Annotated in this window: 16 protein-coding genes; 6 read left to right on the top strand and 10 right to left on the bottom strand. The window is 35.2% G+C overall.

Going from position 1 to position 17945, the window contains the following annotated elements:
• Window positions 1-86 precede the first annotated feature (86 nt).
• A complete protein-coding gene (locus F1737_RS04980; protein WP_317137671.1) occupies window positions 87-704 on the top strand; it encodes a DUF5591 domain-containing protein in 618 nt (205 codons plus the stop codon).
• 75 nt (window positions 705-779) lie between these two features.
• On the opposite strand, the gene F1737_RS04975 is transcribed toward F1737_RS04980, so the two are convergent.
• From F1737_RS04975 to uvrA, 4 genes are all read right to left on the bottom strand, one after another.
• Window positions 780-959: a hypothetical protein gene (locus F1737_RS04975; protein WP_317137670.1), complete on the bottom strand. Its 180-nt coding sequence runs from the start codon at window positions 957-959 to the stop codon at window positions 780-782.
• A gap of 125 nt (window positions 960-1084) precedes the next feature.
• Window positions 1085-3031, bottom strand: coding sequence for an excinuclease ABC subunit UvrB (gene uvrB, locus F1737_RS04970; protein ID WP_317137870.1), 1947 nt, complete (start codon window positions 3029-3031; stop codon window positions 1085-1087).
• 5 nt (window positions 3032-3036) lie between these two features.
• Window positions 3037-4587 (bottom strand): excinuclease ABC subunit UvrC, encoded by a 1551-nt coding sequence (uvrC, locus tag F1737_RS04965; RefSeq protein WP_317137669.1) that lies wholly within the window; start codon window positions 4585-4587, stop codon window positions 3037-3039.
• Between the two features lie 46 nt (window positions 4588-4633).
• The gene (gene uvrA, locus F1737_RS04960) at window positions 4634-7453 is read right to left on the bottom strand and encodes an excinuclease ABC subunit UvrA (protein ID WP_317137668.1); all 2820 of its coding nucleotides are present in this window, start codon (window positions 7451-7453) and stop codon (window positions 4634-4636) included.
• A 161-nt stretch (window positions 7454-7614) separates the two neighbouring features.
• Here uvrA and F1737_RS04955 point away from each other — a divergent pair, with 161 nt between their 5' ends.
• Window positions 7615-8124 carry a DNA-deoxyinosine glycosylase gene (locus F1737_RS04955; RefSeq protein WP_317137667.1) on the top strand — a complete coding sequence of 170 codons (510 nt, stop codon included), beginning with the start codon at window positions 7615-7617 and terminating at the stop codon, window positions 8122-8124.
• A 9-nt stretch (window positions 8125-8133) separates the two neighbouring features.
• Here the strand turns inward: F1737_RS04955 and F1737_RS04950 are convergent, their stop codons facing one another.
• Together F1737_RS04950 and F1737_RS04945 are read right to left on the bottom strand one after the other, a co-directional pair.
• Window positions 8134-9495: a PAS domain-containing protein gene (locus F1737_RS04950; RefSeq protein WP_317137666.1), complete on the bottom strand. Its 1362-nt coding sequence runs from the start codon at window positions 9493-9495 to the stop codon at window positions 8134-8136.
• A 345-nt stretch (window positions 9496-9840) separates the two neighbouring features.
• Window positions 9841-11175: a PAS domain S-box protein gene (locus tag F1737_RS04945; protein ID WP_317137869.1), complete on the bottom strand. Its 1335-nt coding sequence runs from the start codon at window positions 11173-11175 to the stop codon at window positions 9841-9843.
• Between the two features lie 286 nt (window positions 11176-11461).
• On the opposite strand from F1737_RS04945, the gene bcp reads away from it, so the two are divergent.
• The 4 genes from bcp to F1737_RS04925 all read left to right on the top strand — a co-directional run bounded on the left by bcp (window position 11462) and on the right by F1737_RS04925 (window position 14762).
• Complete coding sequence (gene bcp / locus F1737_RS04940) at window positions 11462-11926, top strand: thioredoxin-dependent thiol peroxidase (protein WP_317137665.1); 465 nt, start codon at window positions 11462-11464, stop codon at window positions 11924-11926.
• Between the two features lie 248 nt (window positions 11927-12174).
• The gene (locus tag F1737_RS04935; RefSeq protein WP_317137664.1) at window positions 12175-13260 is read left to right on the top strand and encodes a DMT family transporter; all 1086 of its coding nucleotides are present in this window, start codon (window positions 12175-12177) and stop codon (window positions 13258-13260) included.
• 40 nt (window positions 13261-13300) lie between these two features.
• Window positions 13301-14353: an AI-2E family transporter gene (locus F1737_RS04930; RefSeq protein ID WP_317137663.1), complete on the top strand. Its 1053-nt coding sequence runs from the start codon at window positions 13301-13303 to the stop codon at window positions 14351-14353.
• 196 nt (window positions 14354-14549) lie between these two features.
• Window positions 14550-14762 (top strand): hypothetical protein, encoded by a 213-nt coding sequence (locus F1737_RS04925; RefSeq protein ID WP_317137662.1) that lies wholly within the window; start codon window positions 14550-14552, stop codon window positions 14760-14762.
• A 434-nt stretch (window positions 14763-15196) separates the two neighbouring features.
• Here F1737_RS04925 and F1737_RS04920 read toward each other — a convergent pair whose 3' ends face one another.
• The 4 genes from F1737_RS04920 to F1737_RS04905 all read right to left on the bottom strand — a co-directional run bounded on the left by F1737_RS04920 (window position 15197) and on the right by F1737_RS04905 (window position 17844).
• Entirely contained in the window at window positions 15197-16144 is a 948-nt protein-coding gene (locus F1737_RS04920) for a ketopantoate reductase family protein (protein ID WP_317137661.1), read from the bottom strand.
• 179 nt (window positions 16145-16323) lie between these two features.
• A complete protein-coding gene (locus tag F1737_RS04915) occupies window positions 16324-16941 on the bottom strand; it encodes a hypothetical protein (protein ID WP_317137660.1) in 618 nt (205 codons plus the stop codon).
• Window positions 16942-17304: 363 nt separating this feature from the next.
• The gene (locus tag F1737_RS04910; protein WP_317137659.1) at window positions 17305-17517 is read right to left on the bottom strand and encodes a hypothetical protein; all 213 of its coding nucleotides are present in this window, start codon (window positions 17515-17517) and stop codon (window positions 17305-17307) included.
• 75 nt (window positions 17518-17592) lie between these two features.
• Window positions 17593-17844 carry a DUF7123 family protein gene (locus F1737_RS04905; protein ID WP_317137658.1) on the bottom strand — a complete coding sequence of 84 codons (252 nt, stop codon included), beginning with the start codon at window positions 17842-17844 and terminating at the stop codon, window positions 17593-17595.
• Window positions 17845-17945: the final 101 nt, after the last annotated feature.

The raw sequence follows: 17945 nt of genomic DNA, 5'->3' as shown, positions 1-17945 counted from the left end.
TACCTGTACAATACAAAGCAATATTAATTTTTGAAATTTAATTAATCTAAAACATTTTTCACCAGGGAATTGGGCTGATTTCAAAGATGTCACAGAAAAATTACGTTACAGACAAAAAAGGAAACAAAATCGAGATTTATGATCCCCCTTTTTACAGACCGGAATTCGAAGACGCATACAGGTATATAATAGATAATTATCACATCGAAGAAAAAGAAATAGGGATATTTATTCCCTGTGCACTACGAAAACCTTACAGTCAGAGCCCGAGCCATAAACTGTTTCACAAAATTATAAAAAATGCCCTTCCTCCTGAAAAGTACCATGTGGTAATATTCGGAACATGCGGAACAGTACCCTCAGAGCTTGAACTCATGTATCCATATTCAAATTATCATTACATGCTTGGTAAATGCACCAATGATAAGGAAAGAATTGATTTTCACAGAATTGAAGTGTACAGACTCGTTGGTTACCTCAACAAAACAAAAAAAACTTATCAAAAAAGAATTGCTTACTGCATAGGTCCGTTTAGAAAAGCAATGGTCGAAGCATGCAAAAAAACCAAAACAGATATGATCTTTCTTCCCTCAAATCCAATGATTGAAAAGATGTATGATATTGACTGCCCTTTCCCCGAAGGAAGTCTTTCAATGAAAGAATACATTGATGAATTCAAAAACGGCCTTGAAGAATTAAAATAATAATTTTTTTAATTCACAATTTTTTTTGTTCAGAACAAATTTAATAATCCGGGAAAAGCCCCAATCATGATCCGGTTATTTTTTCCGGTAAATATTAAGGCCTATTTTAATGTCTTCATCATCAGGCACAGATATATTCCCTTCTGTTGATGCAATTGTTATGGATTTTCCGGATTTTGATTCTCCGAATTCTTGTGAGAGATCCACTTTTAAAGTAAGAATATTTCCGTCTTTTGACATTTCGATGTTTTTCATATTTTAAAATGAACATCAGGACTATATATCTGCTTTGCGCACGGTGTGAAAGTAATTTTTCATAAAAATGATGTGTTAAAAAAAGATATATTGCAACAAAAAACCGGTTTTTACCTGTAATAATTTTAATCAGCTTTATTGAGATCTTCTTTTAATCTTTTTATTCTCTCTCTTAATTCAATGGCCCTTTCAAAATCAAGTGAATCTGCTGCCGAATACATTTCAGATTCAAGTTCGATTAAAACATTTGGTATATCTCTCTTCGGGATGTGTTTCGTATCCTTAATTTCCACCTCTTTTTCCCGTATTGGTTTTACAACAGTTGTCGGAGTGATACCATGTGACTGATTATATTCAACCTGAATCTTCCTGCGGCGGTTTGTCTCTTCAATTGCGGTTTTCATGGAATCCGTCATCCTGTCACCGTAAAGAACAACATGAGAATTTACGTTTCTTGCAGCACGACCAATTATCTGTATAAGGCTTTTTGCATCACGCAAAAATCCTTCTTTGTCAGCATCCAGAATACCGATAAAACCTACTTCGGGAATATCAAGACCTTCTCTTAAAAGGTTGATTCCGACAAGAACATCAAATTTACCAAGACGAAGTTCACGGATAATCTCCGTTCTTTCAATTGTTTTAATATCTGAATGAAGATACCTTGTTTTGATATTCTGTTCGGCAAGATAATCCGATAGTTCTTCCGCAAGTTTTTTGGTGAGGGTTGTGATAAGCACCCTGTCCCCTTTTTCAATCGTCTTTTTAATCTCTTTTAAGACATCATCTGTCTGTCCCTTAACAGGCCTGACTTCAACCTCCGGGTCAATAAGCCCTGTCGGTCTTATAATCTGTTCAACAATCTCAGGTGAATTTTCATTTTCATAGCTTCCGGGTGTGGCGGATACAAAAATCACATTTTTCATATACTCTTCGAATTCGCTGAAAACCAGAGGACGATTATCAAATGCGGATGGAAGTCTGAAACCATATTTTACAAGCGGTTCTTTTCTGGATCTGTCTCCGTTGTACATACCCCTTACCTGTGGAAGAGTCTGATGGCTTTCATCAATTACCATCAAAAAATCTTCAGGGAAATAATCCAGAAGGCAAAACGGTTTTACTCCCTTCTCTCTGTGATCAAAAAAGCGGGAATAATTTTCAATTCCTTTGCATGAACCTGTCTCCCGAATCATTTCAATATCAAAAAGGGTTCTTTGTTTAAGCCTGTGAGATTCCAGAAGACCAAGATTTGGCAGCCATTCGTCAAGCTCATTATTTATCTCCAAAAGTGCCTCCTCTTTTTCAGACTCCGGTATAACAAAATGCTTTGCAGGATAAACAAAAAAGTAATTCATCTGGTCAAGACGGTTTCCCGTTATTTTATCAATCTCGGAGATTCTTTCAATCTCATCACCAAACATCTCAATTCTGATAATATTGTTGAAATACCCCGGGATTAAATCAATTGTATCACCTTTTACCCGGAAGCGTCCGGGCATGAGTTCAATATCATTTCTCTCAAACAAAATGTCAATAAGTTTTTCAAGAATATCGTTTCTTTTTACGATATCCCCAACATTTAGTTCAAATCCCATTTTTTCAAAATTTTCAGGGTTTCCAAGACCGTATATTGCCGAAACCGATGCAACAACAATCACATCTTTTCCTGAGAGAAGAGAAGCCGTGGCGGAAAGACGCATCTGCTCAATTTTAGGATTTATGTGGGCGTCTTTTTCTATATACTGATCTTTTGCGGGGAGATAGGATTCAGGCTGATAAAAATCATAATAGGATACAAAATATTCAACCCTGTTTTTTGGGAAAAACTCCTTAAATTCATTGTATAACTGTGCAGCAAGTGTTTTATTGTGTGCAAGGACAAGGGTTGGCTTTTGTACTTTCGAAATTACATTTGCAATTGTAAAGGTTTTTCCCGAACCAGTAACACCCAGCAGTGTCTGAAACCTTTTATGGACGGTTAACCCTTTGGTTAGCTCTTCAATTGCTTCAGGCTGTGATCCCTCCGGTTTAAAATCAGAGACCAGTTCAAACTTCTGATTTGCTTTAATATTTATCACCCCGTAATTTCCTTTTTCCTTAACAGACGGTTATAACTTATTGCAAAACGATGTGCCTCATCTCTTATCTCCTGAATAAAAAGAGATGCTTTCTCATCTTTTTTTAATGGAAGGGGATATTTAAGCCCGGGCACATATATCTCCTCCTCTCTTTTTGCAATGGATATAACAGGTATCTTTACACCAATTTCATCAAGGATATTTTTTGCAGATGAAAGCTGTCCTTTACCACCGTCAATAATTATGAGATCCGGGAACTCACCGTTTTCATTTTTTATTCGCTGGTATCTTCTTTTTACAACTTCGGCAATGGCAGCAAAATCATCAATGCCATCAATTGTTTTAATCCTGAATCTTCGGTAATTTCTCTTATCAGGTTTTCCGTATCTAAACTGCACCATTGACCCGACCATTGATGTACCCGCAAGATGTGATATGTCAAAACACTCAATTATTTCCGGCTCTTCGGAGAGATGAAGGCGTTTTTTAAGTTCTTTTACCTTAATCTCGCCTCCAAAAAACACCGTATCCACATTATGCTTTACAAGATCAAGCAGGTTTTTCTTATCCCCTTTTTTAGGAACAGTTACTTTTACTTTTCTGCTCTTTTGTGAGGATAAGAATTCAGCTATAACAGGTTCTGTTTCCCTTGGCAGAATCAGTTCCAGGGGAGGTTCATTTTCCGAATAATACTGAACAATGAATTCTTCAAGGGATTCATCTCCACCCTCAAAAACAAATTCCTGTTTTTCAGAGAGAGTTCCTTTATAAACTGAAAAAATCATCAGGTACATAACACCGTTTCGGATAGAATAATTGATAATATCTTCATCAGTAATTTTTCGGCGATCTATATGCTGTCTGTCATCAAGATGCCGGACTGCTTCGATTTGCTCCCTGAGTTCAATGGCTTTTTCAAATTCAAGATTTTTGGATTTTTCTTTCATCTCAGATTCCAGGGATGAAAGTAATTCCTTTGTATTTCCACGGAGTACAGATTCAGCTTTTAAGATCAGGTTTCTATATTCTTCCTCACTGATATTGCCGGTGCAGGGGCCCGTGCATGTTCCGATGTGGTACCTCAGACAGGCCTTCTTTGTCATTCTTCTGCATGATCGAAGCCTGAAAATTTTCTTTAACACCGAGAGTACATAGTCCCTTTCCTTTGCAGAAACAAAAGGCCCGAAATATTCGCCACTACTGCTTTTTGTTCTGGCAATACCAATTCGTGGAAATTTTTCTCCGCTAATCCGGATATATGCATAATTTTTGGAATCCTTTAAATCAATATTATATTTTGGCTGGTATCTTTTAATCAGGTTGTTTTCAAGAATTAAAGCCTCTACTTCAGTTCCTGTTATTATGAGATCAATATCCACAATTGCCTTTAGAAGAGCTTTTGTCTTAGGATCGTGATCCTTTTTGTTAAAATAAGATGAAACCCTTTTTTTTAGGTTTTTTGCTTTTCCGATGTATATTATTTTTCCATTTTGATCTTTGTAAAGATAACAGCCGGGGTCTTTTGGAATAACTGATAAATCAATCATACAATATTAGATTTTTATTTATAACCGGAATTAAAGAATTTATGGATTATTTTTTAGTTTCTTTTTTCATCATATAGGCAAGAAAATGTCCGGTATAACTTTTCATATTCTCTGCAACCTGTTCTGGAGTGCCGGTGGCAATTATTTCTCCTCCCATATCGCCTCCCTCAGGTCCCAAATCAATAATATGATCTGCCGATTTAATCACATCAAGATTGTGTTCAATTACAACAACAGTATTTCCCTTGTCAACAAGACTGTTTAGAACCTGAATCAGTTTTTTCACGTCATGGAAATGCAGACCGGTAGTTGGTTCATCCAGAAGATAAATTGTTTTTCCGGTACCTTTTTTGGATAGCTCCCTTGTGAGTTTAATTCTCTGTGCCTCTCCTCCGGAAAGAGTTGTTGAACTCTGGCCAAGTTTTACATAACCAAGACCTACCCTGCAAAGAGTTTCGAGTTTGTTTTTAATTGAAGGAATATTTTCAAAGAGATAGTATGCCTCTTCAACTGTCATGTTCAAAACATCTGAAATTGATTTTCCCTTATATTTGACTTCAAGAGTTTCGGCATTGTATCTTGTTCCTTTACATTCCTCGCACTCAACATACACATCAGGCAAAAAGTTCATCTCAATTTTTATAAGCCCGTCACCGTTGCATGCCTCACAGCGTCCCCCTTTGACATTGAATGAAAATCTTCCAGGTTTATAGCCTCTTAGCTTTGCCTCTTTTGTTTCGGCAAATATCTTCCTTATCTCATCAAACACTTTGGTGTATGTTGCAGGATTGGAACGGGGCGTTCTTCCTATAGGGCTTTGATCAATTACAATAACTTTGTCAATTTCAGAATCAAATTCAAGCTTTTCATATTTCCCGGGACTTGTCTTTGAATCGTTTACCGTTTTCATAAGGGCACGGTATAATGTATCGTATACAAGTGTTGATTTACCACTGCCGGAAACTCCTGTAATCAGGGTTAAAAGACCTATCGGAATATGTGCATCAACAGATTTGAGATTATTTTCACTGCATCCGGTTATATGAATGAAAGAATCGCTCTTCCGCCTTTTCTTTGGAATTTCAATAATTTCAGTCCCGGAAAGATATTTGCCGGTGAGTGAATCAGGATTTGCCTCAATCTCTTCCGGCGTTCCCAACGCAACAATATTTCCGCCATGAACACCTGCGCCGGGGCCAATATCCACAACATAATCCGCCTCCCTGATCGTATCTTCATCATGTTCAACGACCACAAGCGTATTGCCAAGATCACGAAGTTTTTGCAGGGTTTCAATAAGTTTATGATTATCACGCTGATGGAGACCTATTGAGGGTTCATCCAAAACGTACAATACACCCATAAGATTTGATCCAATCTGTGTTGCAAGTCTGATTCTTTGCGCCTCTCCTCCGGAAAGAGTCCCTGCCGTTCTTGACAATGTCAGGTACCCGAGTCCAACCTCGTTAAGAAACAAAAGCCGCGATTTTATTTCTTTTAAAACCTGTTTTGCAATATCAGTCTCCTTCCTTGAAAGAGAAAGATCTTCAAAGAACTCAAGGGATTTAGAGATGGAAAGATCTGTAACGTCAATTATGGATTTATCAGCTACTTTTACAGAGAGGACTTTATCCTTTAAACGCTTACCCCCGCATTTCGGGCAAACAGAGATTCGCATGAACTTTTCAAGTTCTTTTTTTCTGTATTCAGATTTGGTCTGACCATAAAGACGGGCTGCCTGAGGGATCAACCCTTCCCATTTCCCGTTATGTGACCAGAACGCATCCCCTCCCTTCATCTTCATGTTAAAGCGTATAGAATCATCCGATCCATATACAAGAGCATTATACTGCTCTTTTGTAAGATCCTTTAACGGAGTGAATATATCAAATCCGTAATGTTTTGCAACGGCAGCCAAATACTGAACCCTGAATCCGTCAAGGAAATTTCTGTACATTGCAACCGCCCCTTCGGAGAGTGATTTTGATTTATCCGGAATTATTAGTTCAGCATCAAACTCCATCTTTATTCCAAGCCCGTTGCACTCCTCACATGCACCAAAAGGACTGTTGAATGAAAACATTCTCGGCTGAAGCTCCTCAAAGGAGATCCCACAAACAGGACATGCCATACGGGAGGAATACATCTTTTCAGTATCATTCTCTCCTGAAACTATCAAAAGTCCCTCAGATTTTAAAAGAGCATTTTCAACTGCTTCAACAAGCCTTGATCTGTCTTCTCCCGGCTCAAGTCTGTCGATGACAACGTCGATATCATGCTTGACATATCTTTCAAGATTGATCTCTTCATCAGTCCGGATGATTTCCCCGTCAACTCTTGCTCTTGTAAACCCTTCACTGTCAAGTTCTTTTAAGACATGTTGGTAAGTGCCTTTCTTCTGCCTGATTACAGGTGCAAGTATTGTAACCATTCCTGAAAAGTCATCTTTTATCGAGTCTGCAATTTTTTCAGGAGATCTTGACTCAATTATAATATTGTGTTCAGGACAATACGGAATACCTACCCTCGCATACAAAAGACGAAGGTAATCATATATTTCAGTGACAGTCCCGACAGTACTTCTCGGATTTTTAGAGGTTGTTTTCTGTTCTATTGAAATTGCAGGTGAAAGGCCGTCTATTGAATCAACATCAGGTTTATTCATTAAACCAAGAAACTGTCTTGCATAAGCAGAGAGAGATTCAACATACCTTCGCTGACCCTCCGCATATATCGTATCAAATGCCAGAGTAGATTTTCCTGAGCCTGAAACTCCTGTTATTACAATCAGTTTGTCTCTTGGGAGCTCTACGGAAATATTTTTGAGGTTGTGTTCCCTTGCTCCCCGTATTACTAATTTATCCATCCTTTACTAATCATCAGTTATTGTAACTTCATATAAATGAGCATGTGGGCATGCGGTGTGAAAGTAATAATCTAAAAATAGATCTAAAAAATCTAAAAAACCCGGATTTTTTGTGCATAATCTTAAAATTGATATTCAGGTTTGTCAATTATCTAAAAAGGATGACTGAGAACAGTGAGGGTTTTTTGCCTGTTGCCGGAAAAAATCCCCGCATATTAATTCTGGGAAGCTTTCCGGGAGTAATATCACTTGAAAAACATGAATATTACGGAAATAAAAGGAATCATTTCTGGAAAATTATGGAGGAGATCACGGGAATTGATTCAAATATGTCATACGAAAAGAAAACCGATATGCTAAAGGAAAAAGGGATTGCTCTCTGGGATGTATTGATGAAATGCAAAAGGGAAGGGAGCAGTGACAACAGCATAAAAGAAGTTGTTCCAAATGACATTGAAAGCTTTTTACAAAATAATCCCACAATAAAATGCATTGTCCTGAACGGAAAAAGCGGAGCGGGAAAATGGTTTAAAAAAACTCAAAAGTCCTTATTTGAAAAATATCCGGATATTGAAATTCTGGAAATGGTATCAACAAGTCCTGCAAATGCACTTTATTCCTTTAATAGGAAAAAAGAAGAATGGATTTATATTAAAAAATGGATCGACTAAAAAAATTATTTACTCAAAATCATAGTGCTTTCTTAGGAAATCACGTATTTTTTCAGATTCAAGCCATCTCTGATCAAGCCGGTTTACCAGTTTATCAATAATTTCAATCTGACTAATCACTTTCTCTGAGTATTTAAAATCCTCAAGCATGATATAGCCCATTATCGCCTGAAGCGGATTTCTGATCTCATCGTTTAGTATCGCGAGCTGCTCAAAATTTTTGTTTATCTGCTCAAGGGATTCTCTCTGCTGTTTTTTAAGCAACACCAGATCAGTTATGTCAGACAATATTATTGCAAAAAACCCTTTTTTCGGACTATATGAATATATATGATAATGTTTTTTGAAGAAAGGGTTATAATCGGTAAATTCTTCGGAAACTCCACTAAGAGCAATACGCCCGTATCTTTCTACTAAATCTCTCCTGCAATTTGGAAATATTTCCAGAAAATTTTTCCCTATTATATCCTCCGCTTTAAGACCCGTCATCTGCTCAAATGCAGGATTTACTTCAATGAATTGATAATCAACAGGATTATCCTCGCTGTCAGTAATTACCTTATTAAGAACAAATCCATTGGTCATGGTTGAAAAAAGCTCTTTATATTGTTTTTCACTGATCTCAAGAGCCTTTTCTGCATTTTTTCGTTTGGTTATGTCCAGAAGGGATTCTACTGCACCAACTACTTCTCCTTCATCATTAAAAACCGGATAAGCTGCAACCTTAACTGATCTGCCGCTGGATTTTGTTTTTTCTTCAATATAAATCCGGCCTTCTCTCATTGCCTTTCGAATTGTACAGTCCCTGCATGGTTCTTCTCTATTATACCACAGGCTATAACATTTTTTCCCGATTAAATCCACAGGATTCAATCCGACAGAGTCCGCAGGGTCCTGATTTGCCCATTTTATTGAGAAATCTTTATCATAATAAACAAGGTTTTCGTGTATTGAATTTAGGATAATAGTTTTTTCCTTTTCTGAATTCTTCAAAGATTCTTCATAATTTATTTTATCAGTAATATCTCTTGAATATACTGAAAATATTTCCAAATCTTTGAAATTAAAGATCCTAAAATAAGATTCTGTAAAATACTGTGTTCCATCTTTTCTTCTCTGAATATTGATGAATTTTTTCCCTTCATTTTCAGATTGCAATTCCAAAAAATTCCCATTATCTTTTTGATTACAGGGTTTATAAAATATAAAATCTATATTTTCATTAATAATTTCATCTCTTATAATACCCAGTGATCTGCATGCCCGATCATTTGCAAAAAGAACTTTCCCTTTTTTATTAACCAGATATATCTCGTCTTCGGAATTTTCAAGGACAAAACACATGAGACTATAATCGATTTTGTCTGACATTTTTAAAAATCCGGTTTGAAAATCTATGATAGTATTTCCTTCACCCGGGACTTTTGACTTATCAGGACTGGAAATATTTTTTTTGTGTTTGACAGGCATGGTATTTATGATAATTTACTTTTGTCATATTTTGAGCTTTTGGCCATAAAATATATAATTTATATTTACTTTTTTAAAAAATTTCAAATGCAAATACCTTGAATCTAAAAGCCTATGATAATAAAATTTATGAATAATCCTGCATTTAAATTAATTATTTATGATTTCTTTCTTAACTCTGAAGAAATCCGGATTGGAAAAAATATTAAAAATTATCTTGAATTATTTATGACCTTAATACCTGTTTTACTCAAAGTCATAGTGCTTTCTTAGGAAATCGCGTATTTTTTCAGATTCAAGCCATCTCTGATCAAGCCGGTTTACCAGTTTATCAATAATTTCAATCTGGCTAATCACTTTCTCCGAGTATTTAAAATCCTCAAGCATAATATAGCCCATTATCGCCTGAAGAGGATTTCTGATCTCATCGTTTAATATTGCAAGTTCCTCTAAATTTTTATTGATCTGATCTAAAGAGATCTTCTGTTCATTTTTTAATTTTACAACATCTGTAATATCAGTAAACACTGTTGCAAACTGACCCTTACGCGGACTGTATGCATAGATATTATGATGCTTTTCAAAAACGGGATTATAATCTGTAAAACTAACAGATTCTCCTGTCAGAGCAACATGTGAATACTTATCTATCATTCCTTTTCTTCCCATAGGAAATACTTCAAGAAATGTTCTGCCGGTTATATCTGCCGCCTTAATTCCGGACATCTCTTCAAATGCAGGATTTACTTCCAGAAATCTGTAATCAACAGGTACATTTTGATCATCTGTAATTATCTCATGAAGCGCAAAGGCATTTGTCATCGTTGTAAAAAGCTCTTTGTACTGCTTTTCACGGGTCTGGAGTGCGATTTCAGTATTTTTTCGCCTTGTTATGTCCAGAATTGATTCAACAGCTCCTGTTATATTTCCACAGTTATCATATACCGGGTAACCGGAAATTTCAAGGCAGCGCCCGCTTGATTTATATTTCTCCTCTACAAGACTCTGACCGGTTTTTATAACTTTTTTAATTGTGCATTCACTGCATTCACATTCACCGTTATGCGAGAAAGTATAACACTTCTTTCCGATAATATCTTCAGGTTTTTTGCCAACAGCCTCTGCCGGTTTTTCATTAATCCATTTTATCGAGAGGTCTTTATCATAATATATCACATTTTCATGAACAGCATTTATTATTGCAGTCTTTTCATTTTCGGATTCCTTTAAAATATTTTCATATTTCTTCCTTTCAGAAATATCACGTGAAAATATACAGATAAACTCAATATTATTCAGACAATACCTTTTTGCATGTGACTCAACATCATAATATGTACCATCTGATTTTTTGTGTTTAATCTCGTAGTGAATAATATTCCGGCTTTTCAGCCTGTCCCATAAGGTACTAAAAGTAAAATCATCATCGATATCAATTCGGATTTCACCAAAATTTTTGCCAAGAATTTCCTCAATATTATATCCAAGTGTGTAACAGGCCTTTTTATTTGCCAATATCACCTTTTTTTCTTTTGTAACCCAGTATGTTTCATCAACCGAATTTTGAAATGATGAACACATAAGAGTTATAAAATCACTTTCAGAATTTTGAGGGAATTCCTGCTTTAAAGAATTTAATATTAAATCAAATTTCAAATCTTTTTTTGATTCAGATTTAAGCCATAAATCAGATGAATTTGCGTCAGACATTTTGTTATAAATAATCTGTATTTTAAGATATTGAATTTAATTTTAAATCAAGAACTTAATAGAAATAGTATCATAATATAAACCCTGAACGGAATTTTTTTTGACAGGAAGACTTATCATCCATCAGTCGTATCTTCGAAAGAAAAGGAAGATGAATATGGATGAAATAAAAACAGGAGATATGGCACCTGAATTTTCTATCAGGGATTCAAATGAGAAAGAAACCTGTCTTTCAGTATTTAAAGGCACAAAAATTATATTATATTTTTATCCAAAAGACAATACTCCCGGATGCACACTCGAAGCGGTAAGTTTTACTGAAAAACTTAAAGAATTTGAAGACCTGGATGCTATTGTTATCGGCATCAGTCCTGATTCATGTGAAAGCCACAGAAAGTTTTCCCGGAAACACAATATCGGATTTATTCTTTTATCCAATCCGGAACATGATGTTCTTAAGTCCTACAATGTGTGGAAACCCAAAAAAATGTTTGGAAAAGAATTCCTTGGCGTTGAAAGAAGTACTTTCCTAATTGATGAAAACGGGATAATTAAAAAAATCTGGAGAAAAGTAAAAGTAAAAGGACATGCAGAAGAAGTTTTAAAAGAATTAAAAAGTTAAAAGACAGTATATTTGTTTACAAAAATTAACAACCAAATCTCCCGGCAATAGGGGGAAAAATAAAAGCTATAATTTTAATCAATTCATACATCAAAATATTGATGAAACTGTATTTTGAAAAACACATAATCCATATTTTTAATCAGCAAAATTCCTACAAAAATCAAATTTTTTGAAAGCAGAAGATATAAAAATTATATCCATATGTAAAACAAACCATATAAGGTTAAATTTCAGGAAATCTCAATATGGTCTCAGAAAAGAATTTTTCAGTCATCTGTGCTTTTCTTGCTGCTGCACTCTTTGGAGGAACGGCACCTATAGCCAAAATCCTGCTTGATGGTATCGATCCAATAATTCTTGCTTCACTTTTTTACCTTGGAAGCGGATTTGGACTCATAATATATATTTTGTTACAGGGAATTGTCTCTAAAAAGAAAAAATTCTTAGAAGCTTCTTTACAAAAATCCGATTATCCCTGGCTATTTGGAGTGACACTGTTTGGAGGAGTACTTGCACCGGTAACATTAATGTACAGTCTTTTAATGACTCCTGCAGCAACTGCATCACTTCTTCTGAATTTTGAGGCGGTATCAACAACAATTATTGCCTTTATGCTGTTTGGAGAAGCTGTAGGAAAACATATCTGGGCCGCACTCGGATGCATAACACTTTCATGCATAATACTGACATGGAATCCTGAAGGAAACCTGGAATTTTCACTCGCAGCCATAGGTATACTTTTAACATGCTGCTTTTGGGCACTGGACAATAATTTCAGCAGAAACATATCATCAAAAGACCCTATAAAAATTGTTGCAATAAAAGGTACGGGAGCAGGATTTATTTCACTGGTATTTGCACTTGCAATAGGCCAGTCTCTTCCATCATTGCAGACTTCGGTTTTGGCAATGGTCGTAGGTTTTTTTGCATATGGGGGTATGACAAGCGTTTTGTTTCTTCTGGCTTTAAGAGGCATAGGAACATCAAGAACAGGCTCACTTCTGGCAATATCTCCTTTCTTTGGAGTCGGGATATCATTCCTTCTTTTCAATGACGTACCAGATTTTTCATTTTATCTGGCATTTCCGATAATGCTTATCGGGGCATTGCTTTTAATCTTTGAAAAACATTCTCACATGCACCATCATCGTTCACAAATTCATGAACACAGGCACAGGCACTCACAGGATAAACTCCATCATGATCACCAGCATGACAGCACCGATCCTCCTCTTTCACCCTCAGGAGAACACTGTCACCTTCATGAACATATAGAAAGATGGCATGAACACCCGCATTCTCCGGATATACACCACAGACATAAACATTAAATGGATTGTATTATCAAATTAAAAAACAACTTTTCTATTAATGGTACCTGACAATAAATCATTTTTTAATAATCAGACAGGCGGACAAAGTGGTCTGATTGGTTATTTACTCATATCAGCACTTATATTCATCGTACTTGTAGGGATGCATGAAACTGCATATTTAATCAATATGCTTATTCTATCCCTTATTCTTGCAATGATCGGAACTCCGCTTCTATACTGGCTAAAGGAAAAAGGTATGTCAGACTTTGTTTCTGTCGGTATAATTATGGTGTTATATGCTTTCTCAATTCTGGCCTTTATACTTTTGATATATGCCTCAGGAAATCTCTTTGTCAGTAATCTCCCGGAATATCATAGTTTACTCGAAACCCGTCTTGCAGGTCTCAACGAAATGTTGTCAAAAATCGGAATTACTTTTGACAGCATACAGGATCTTGCCACAAATTTAGGAACCATTTCAAAGGTTACAGTAAGTCTTGTCGGAGAATTATCTTTTTTACTGATGAACGGTTTTTTCATATTTGTAATTACAAGTTTTCTGCTTCTTGAAATTCCCGATTTAGGAAGACGTTTTGAAAAGATAACAAACGGAGAAAAAAGGCTTTCAGAGAAATATCAGGAAATGTGCAACAGCATGATAAAATGGCTCTATGTGAAGACAAAAACCAATCTTGTACTTGGAGCATGTTTTGGAGGACTGTTATATGCAATGGGTGTTGATCTGGCAATCTTCTGGGGCGTTCTGGCAGTCATCCTAAGTTACATCCCATATATCGGTTTAATACTCGTGGCAATACCTGCCATCATACTTGCCTGGATTCAACTTGGAATCGGAGGAGTCATAATTGTCGCTGCAGGGATATGCATCATAAATGCTGTCGTTGAAAATGTGGTATTCTCTAAATTTGCTGCTGACGATTTTAATATGCCGCCTCTCGTTGTCGTTGTTTCGCTGGTGTTATGGACATGGGTTTTAGGCCCTGTCGGGATGCTCATATCAGTCCCTTTTACCCTGATGATCCTTATTGCCCTAAGCTACAACGAAAAAACAAAGTGGATTACGATATTACTTGGAATTGATAAATAATTCTGTTTCCAATTTTTTTTAAAATTACCTAAATCTGAAATCTCTATATTATGCCTGCATTAATTATTTATCAGAAATATTCAGACAATAAATGTCAAGCAGATTTGGAAAAAAATCCAAAACATTTTACAGACAATTATTAAATAGTTTGAATATGTAATTAAAACTCAACCAAAAAATATGGGGGGATTTATTTATGGGATATAGATGGCATAACAAAATTGATGTAGATGAAGCAATCGTCGTTTTGATGAACTCAGTAGACAAAGAAGGAAATGTTGCTCCCTGGTTAATTAAAACAATTAACCAGTCCATTGCAGATTCCGGACCTGAGCTTGGAAAATATTTCTATGAAGAAGTTGAGAACCATGTTCCGGTTGTTCTAAGATTTTTTGAAGTTGAGTCCTGAATATTAGGACTCTACCAAATTAACTTCCGGGTTGTATTTTTCTAAAAAACTTGAGAAAAATAATTTTGAAATTATTAATAAAGATAATATGATATACTATTTTCAGATCTTAAATTACAAATATACAAAATATTGGAAATATTAGTTGAAAATAAGATTTAAAAAATAGAGAAGGTTTTTCCGGAGGTTAACCGGATATTATGGGGTAATCGTGCCAGTATTAAGGGAGGCTTTTTCATCAAACAATTAAATGATATTTCACTCAGGAAACATGTTTTTTATCTATATTTTCGGACACAGACTTCTAAAACCTGATAACGAGGTGATGCATCATTAGCTTAACCTGACACAATCTAAATATTAAAATTGTAGCTATATATGTACAGGGCGTGCGGTGTGAAAGTATTTTAAAAAAAAAAATAATCAGGATAATATCATGATTTTTTCTGTTTATATCTGACAAGACCTGAAACAAATGAATTATAAGGCGTTATAATTCCGTGATCTTTGCCTCTCTTTACAATTGCACCGTTAATAAAGTCAATCTCAGTCATCCTGTTTAATTTTAAATCCTGATACATTGATGTATAACTGGTATAAAATGCAGGCAGCAGATATTCAAAAAGGTATGAAAGATAATCTTCTGCATCATTCCATTTTACAGAAATTTTTTCCGCTTTTATAACTTCAAAAGCCTCATAAATTATTTCACTGACAATTTCCTTCAGATTTTCGTCCAGCAACTCTCCGGTATTTACTGATAATATTGCCGTAAGGGGATTCACTGCAATATTAAGCAGAGATTTCTCCCAGATTGCCGATTTGATGTTAGAGGATTTTTCAACAGGTATTCCGGACTTTGTTAAAATCTCAATAATATTATCCAGAATTTCATTTGCATTATAGTTTATCAGAGAATCATCAGGGAAGAAACCAATTTTCATAGAACCGCTTTCACTATTCACATTTACCCGGCCATCCCCTGTGGCCTGAAAATTTGTAGTGATTGTAGCACCAAGCACAATGTCGGTAAAACCGGAAATTATCTCCTCATTTCCAATGCCATTTTGAATACTTACAACAGGTTTGCCGGACATCAGCCCCTTATATTCATCGCACAATTTTTCAGTATCAGTGCTTTTTGAAGTAAGAAAAATAAAATCATAATCATCGTTTTTGGCAGGATTTTTTTCAGTTATACAATTAATGTTACAGACTGTTTTCTCCCCCCAGATTCCATCCATTAGCAATCCGTTTTTGGCTATTGAATCACTATGTCGTTTTCTGCATACAACTGAAACATCTGCATTCTCAGAGATTTTTGCAGCAATGGAGAGCCCGACCGCACCTGCACCAATAATCAGGACTTTGCATTTAGTCATTAACAATATATATTATGAAACAACAGGAGATTATATTTTATGTTTTTTTTCAGATTCTAAAAATATCTTAGTTAAATAAAGAATAATGATATAATTTATTTTAAAAATCCATGAATATAATAAAGCAGCTTTGAACAATGATTAAATGTAAAATTTGAAAATAAAATTTTATAATTTTATTATTTAAGAGCTTTTGAAAATTCAGTTGCAAGATTTTCCATTATTTTATCCAGCTGGCCCATCCGGACTTTCATCTCGGTTAGATCCCCCTGAAGATTTAAAGGTACCATGTTCATATTGATGCCGTCAAGTCTGTATTTTGCTGAATATAATTTGTTTCTTGCCGATGCAAGTGCCGTATCAGCAGTCCTTATCTCCATAACCCAGTTGTCCTGCTCGTAAAGTGATGCATAATAATCTGCATAATTATAATGCTCAATGACATTGGTCAAATCCATCATTGCGGAAATCATTTCCAGATATCCACATGAAATTGCACGAAGACCGTATATCTCTTCAGATTCATCTCCGGTTTCCGGCTTAATGCCGGAGAGAAGATTGAATGAATTTGTGAAATCTGTTTCGGCTCCCAGCAGCTTTGCCCTTATATTCCCCGGGTGATCAGTGTTCCAGTTAATTGAATTGATCTTTTCAGCCGCATTTGTCATGGTGACTTTAATGTCATCAGTGCTGGAATTCTGTGAGTTAAAAGAAAGACACCCTGATGTCAGCATAATCACAACTATGACAAAAAATGCTAACGGTTTTAAAACTAAACATTTTTTTTTGATTTCCATATTCGTATTATGCTCCCTGATATTTCCTCAAAATTTACTTAAAGTATATGTTTGAAAACAACGGTGAAAGCAAAATCATCAGCCAATGTTTCCAAAAAATTTTTTTTATTCAAGGGGGTTATACAACCAGACATTGCCTGATTCTCTTTACCATAATCCTTTTTATAAAAGTTTACTTTTATCTCTATAAATAGTTATTTTTTGTATTCATTAAATATACAAATCAATTCGTAACCGAGATCAGACAATTCATTAAAAATTAACGGAAATAAAGATATTATTTTGATTTGGGGGCCGTTCAGCTCAAATCCGAAAAATAATTATTCTAATAAATTATTGACAGATTCAGAGGAACAAAAATGATTATTTAACTTTTTCAACGGTAATTTTGATAAGATCACCTGATTTAAATCCGTGTCCCTTTGGTACATCAATGTTAAACCATAAACCATGAGGATTCATCTCTGATTTCTCAACTGAATCTTCCTTAGTACTCTGGTTCATCAGACAATCCTTATTTTCATCAATACTGGCAATAAACTCTATATCAGAAACAAATTCTATCTTATTAGTCATACAATAATTCTTCATTGAAAAATATATGTAATTTCCGCATCTGACATTAATTTTTGAAAAAATGTTAATTTTTAATCATACTGCTCTTGGAGAAACTCTCCAGGTAGTACTGTTCGAATAACTCCAGCGGGAAATTTCAAGTTCCTCACAGATATCAGCAAGAATTGCAAGATTTGTCCCAACTTCTTTTGATGAAAGCCCAAGATCCTTAGCAATATACTTTGACTTAAAGTAATGCTTCCCCATTTCAATGCCTGATTTCAAATAGTAAACTATTCTGTTTTGAGTAGATGTGTATTCTGTCTGCATATCCTCTTTCGTGCTCATATTCCCCTCCAGAAGACAAATCCTTATTTTGTTAAGGCAGTATATATAACTTTCGAGATTTGCGGTTCTTTTTTTATTTTATTGAAAATTTAGCAATAAAC

The organism is Methanoplanus sp. FWC-SCC4 (assembly GCF_032878975.1).
Taxonomy (GTDB): domain Archaea; phylum Halobacteriota; class Methanomicrobia; order Methanomicrobiales; family Methanomicrobiaceae; genus Methanochimaera; species Methanochimaera problematica.
Note: the sequence above shows the minus strand (reverse complement) of the source record. Positions and strands in the feature narration are given on the sequence as shown.

Coding starts and splice junctions, on each gene's coding strand:
- F1737_RS04935 (WP_317137664.1), top strand. CDS start 12,175: ATGGTCTCAGAAAAGAATTTTTCAGTCATCTGTGCTTTTCTTGCTGCT.
- F1737_RS04915 (WP_317137660.1), bottom strand. CDS start 16,941: ATGGAAATCAAAAAAAAATGTTTAGTTTTAAAACCGTTAGCATTTTTT.
- F1737_RS04910 (WP_317137659.1), bottom strand. CDS start 17,517: ATGACTAATAAGATAGAATTTGTTTCTGATATAGAGTTTATTGCCAGT.
- F1737_RS04980 (WP_317137671.1), top strand. CDS start 87: ATGTCACAGAAAAATTACGTTACAGACAAAAAAGGAAACAAAATCGAG.
- F1737_RS04955 (WP_317137667.1), top strand. CDS start 7,615: ATGACTGAGAACAGTGAGGGTTTTTTGCCTGTTGCCGGAAAAAATCCC.
- uvrC (WP_317137669.1), bottom strand. CDS start 4,587: ATGATTGATTTATCAGTTATTCCAAAAGACCCCGGCTGTTATCTTTAC.
- F1737_RS04920 (WP_317137661.1), bottom strand. CDS start 16,144: ATGACTAAATGCAAAGTCCTGATTATTGGTGCAGGTGCGGTCGGGCTC.
- uvrA (WP_317137668.1), bottom strand. CDS start 7,453: ATGGATAAATTAGTAATACGGGGAGCAAGGGAACACAACCTCAAAAAT.
- F1737_RS04905 (WP_317137658.1), bottom strand. CDS start 17,844: ATGAGCACGAAAGAGGATATGCAGACAGAATACACATCTACTCAAAAC.
- F1737_RS04925 (WP_317137662.1), top strand. CDS start 14,550: ATGGGATATAGATGGCATAACAAAATTGATGTAGATGAAGCAATCGTC.
- F1737_RS04950 (WP_317137666.1), bottom strand. CDS start 9,495: ATGTCAGACAAAATCGATTATAGTCTCATGTGTTTTGTCCTTGAAAAT.
- F1737_RS04945 (WP_317137869.1), bottom strand. CDS start 11,175: ATGTGTTCATCATTTCAAAATTCGGTTGATGAAACATACTGGGTTACA.
- bcp (WP_317137665.1), top strand. CDS start 11,462: ATGGATGAAATAAAAACAGGAGATATGGCACCTGAATTTTCTATCAGG.
- F1737_RS04930 (WP_317137663.1), top strand. CDS start 13,301: ATGGTACCTGACAATAAATCATTTTTTAATAATCAGACAGGCGGACAA.
- F1737_RS04975 (WP_317137670.1), bottom strand. CDS start 959: ATGAAAAACATCGAAATGTCAAAAGACGGAAATATTCTTACTTTAAAA.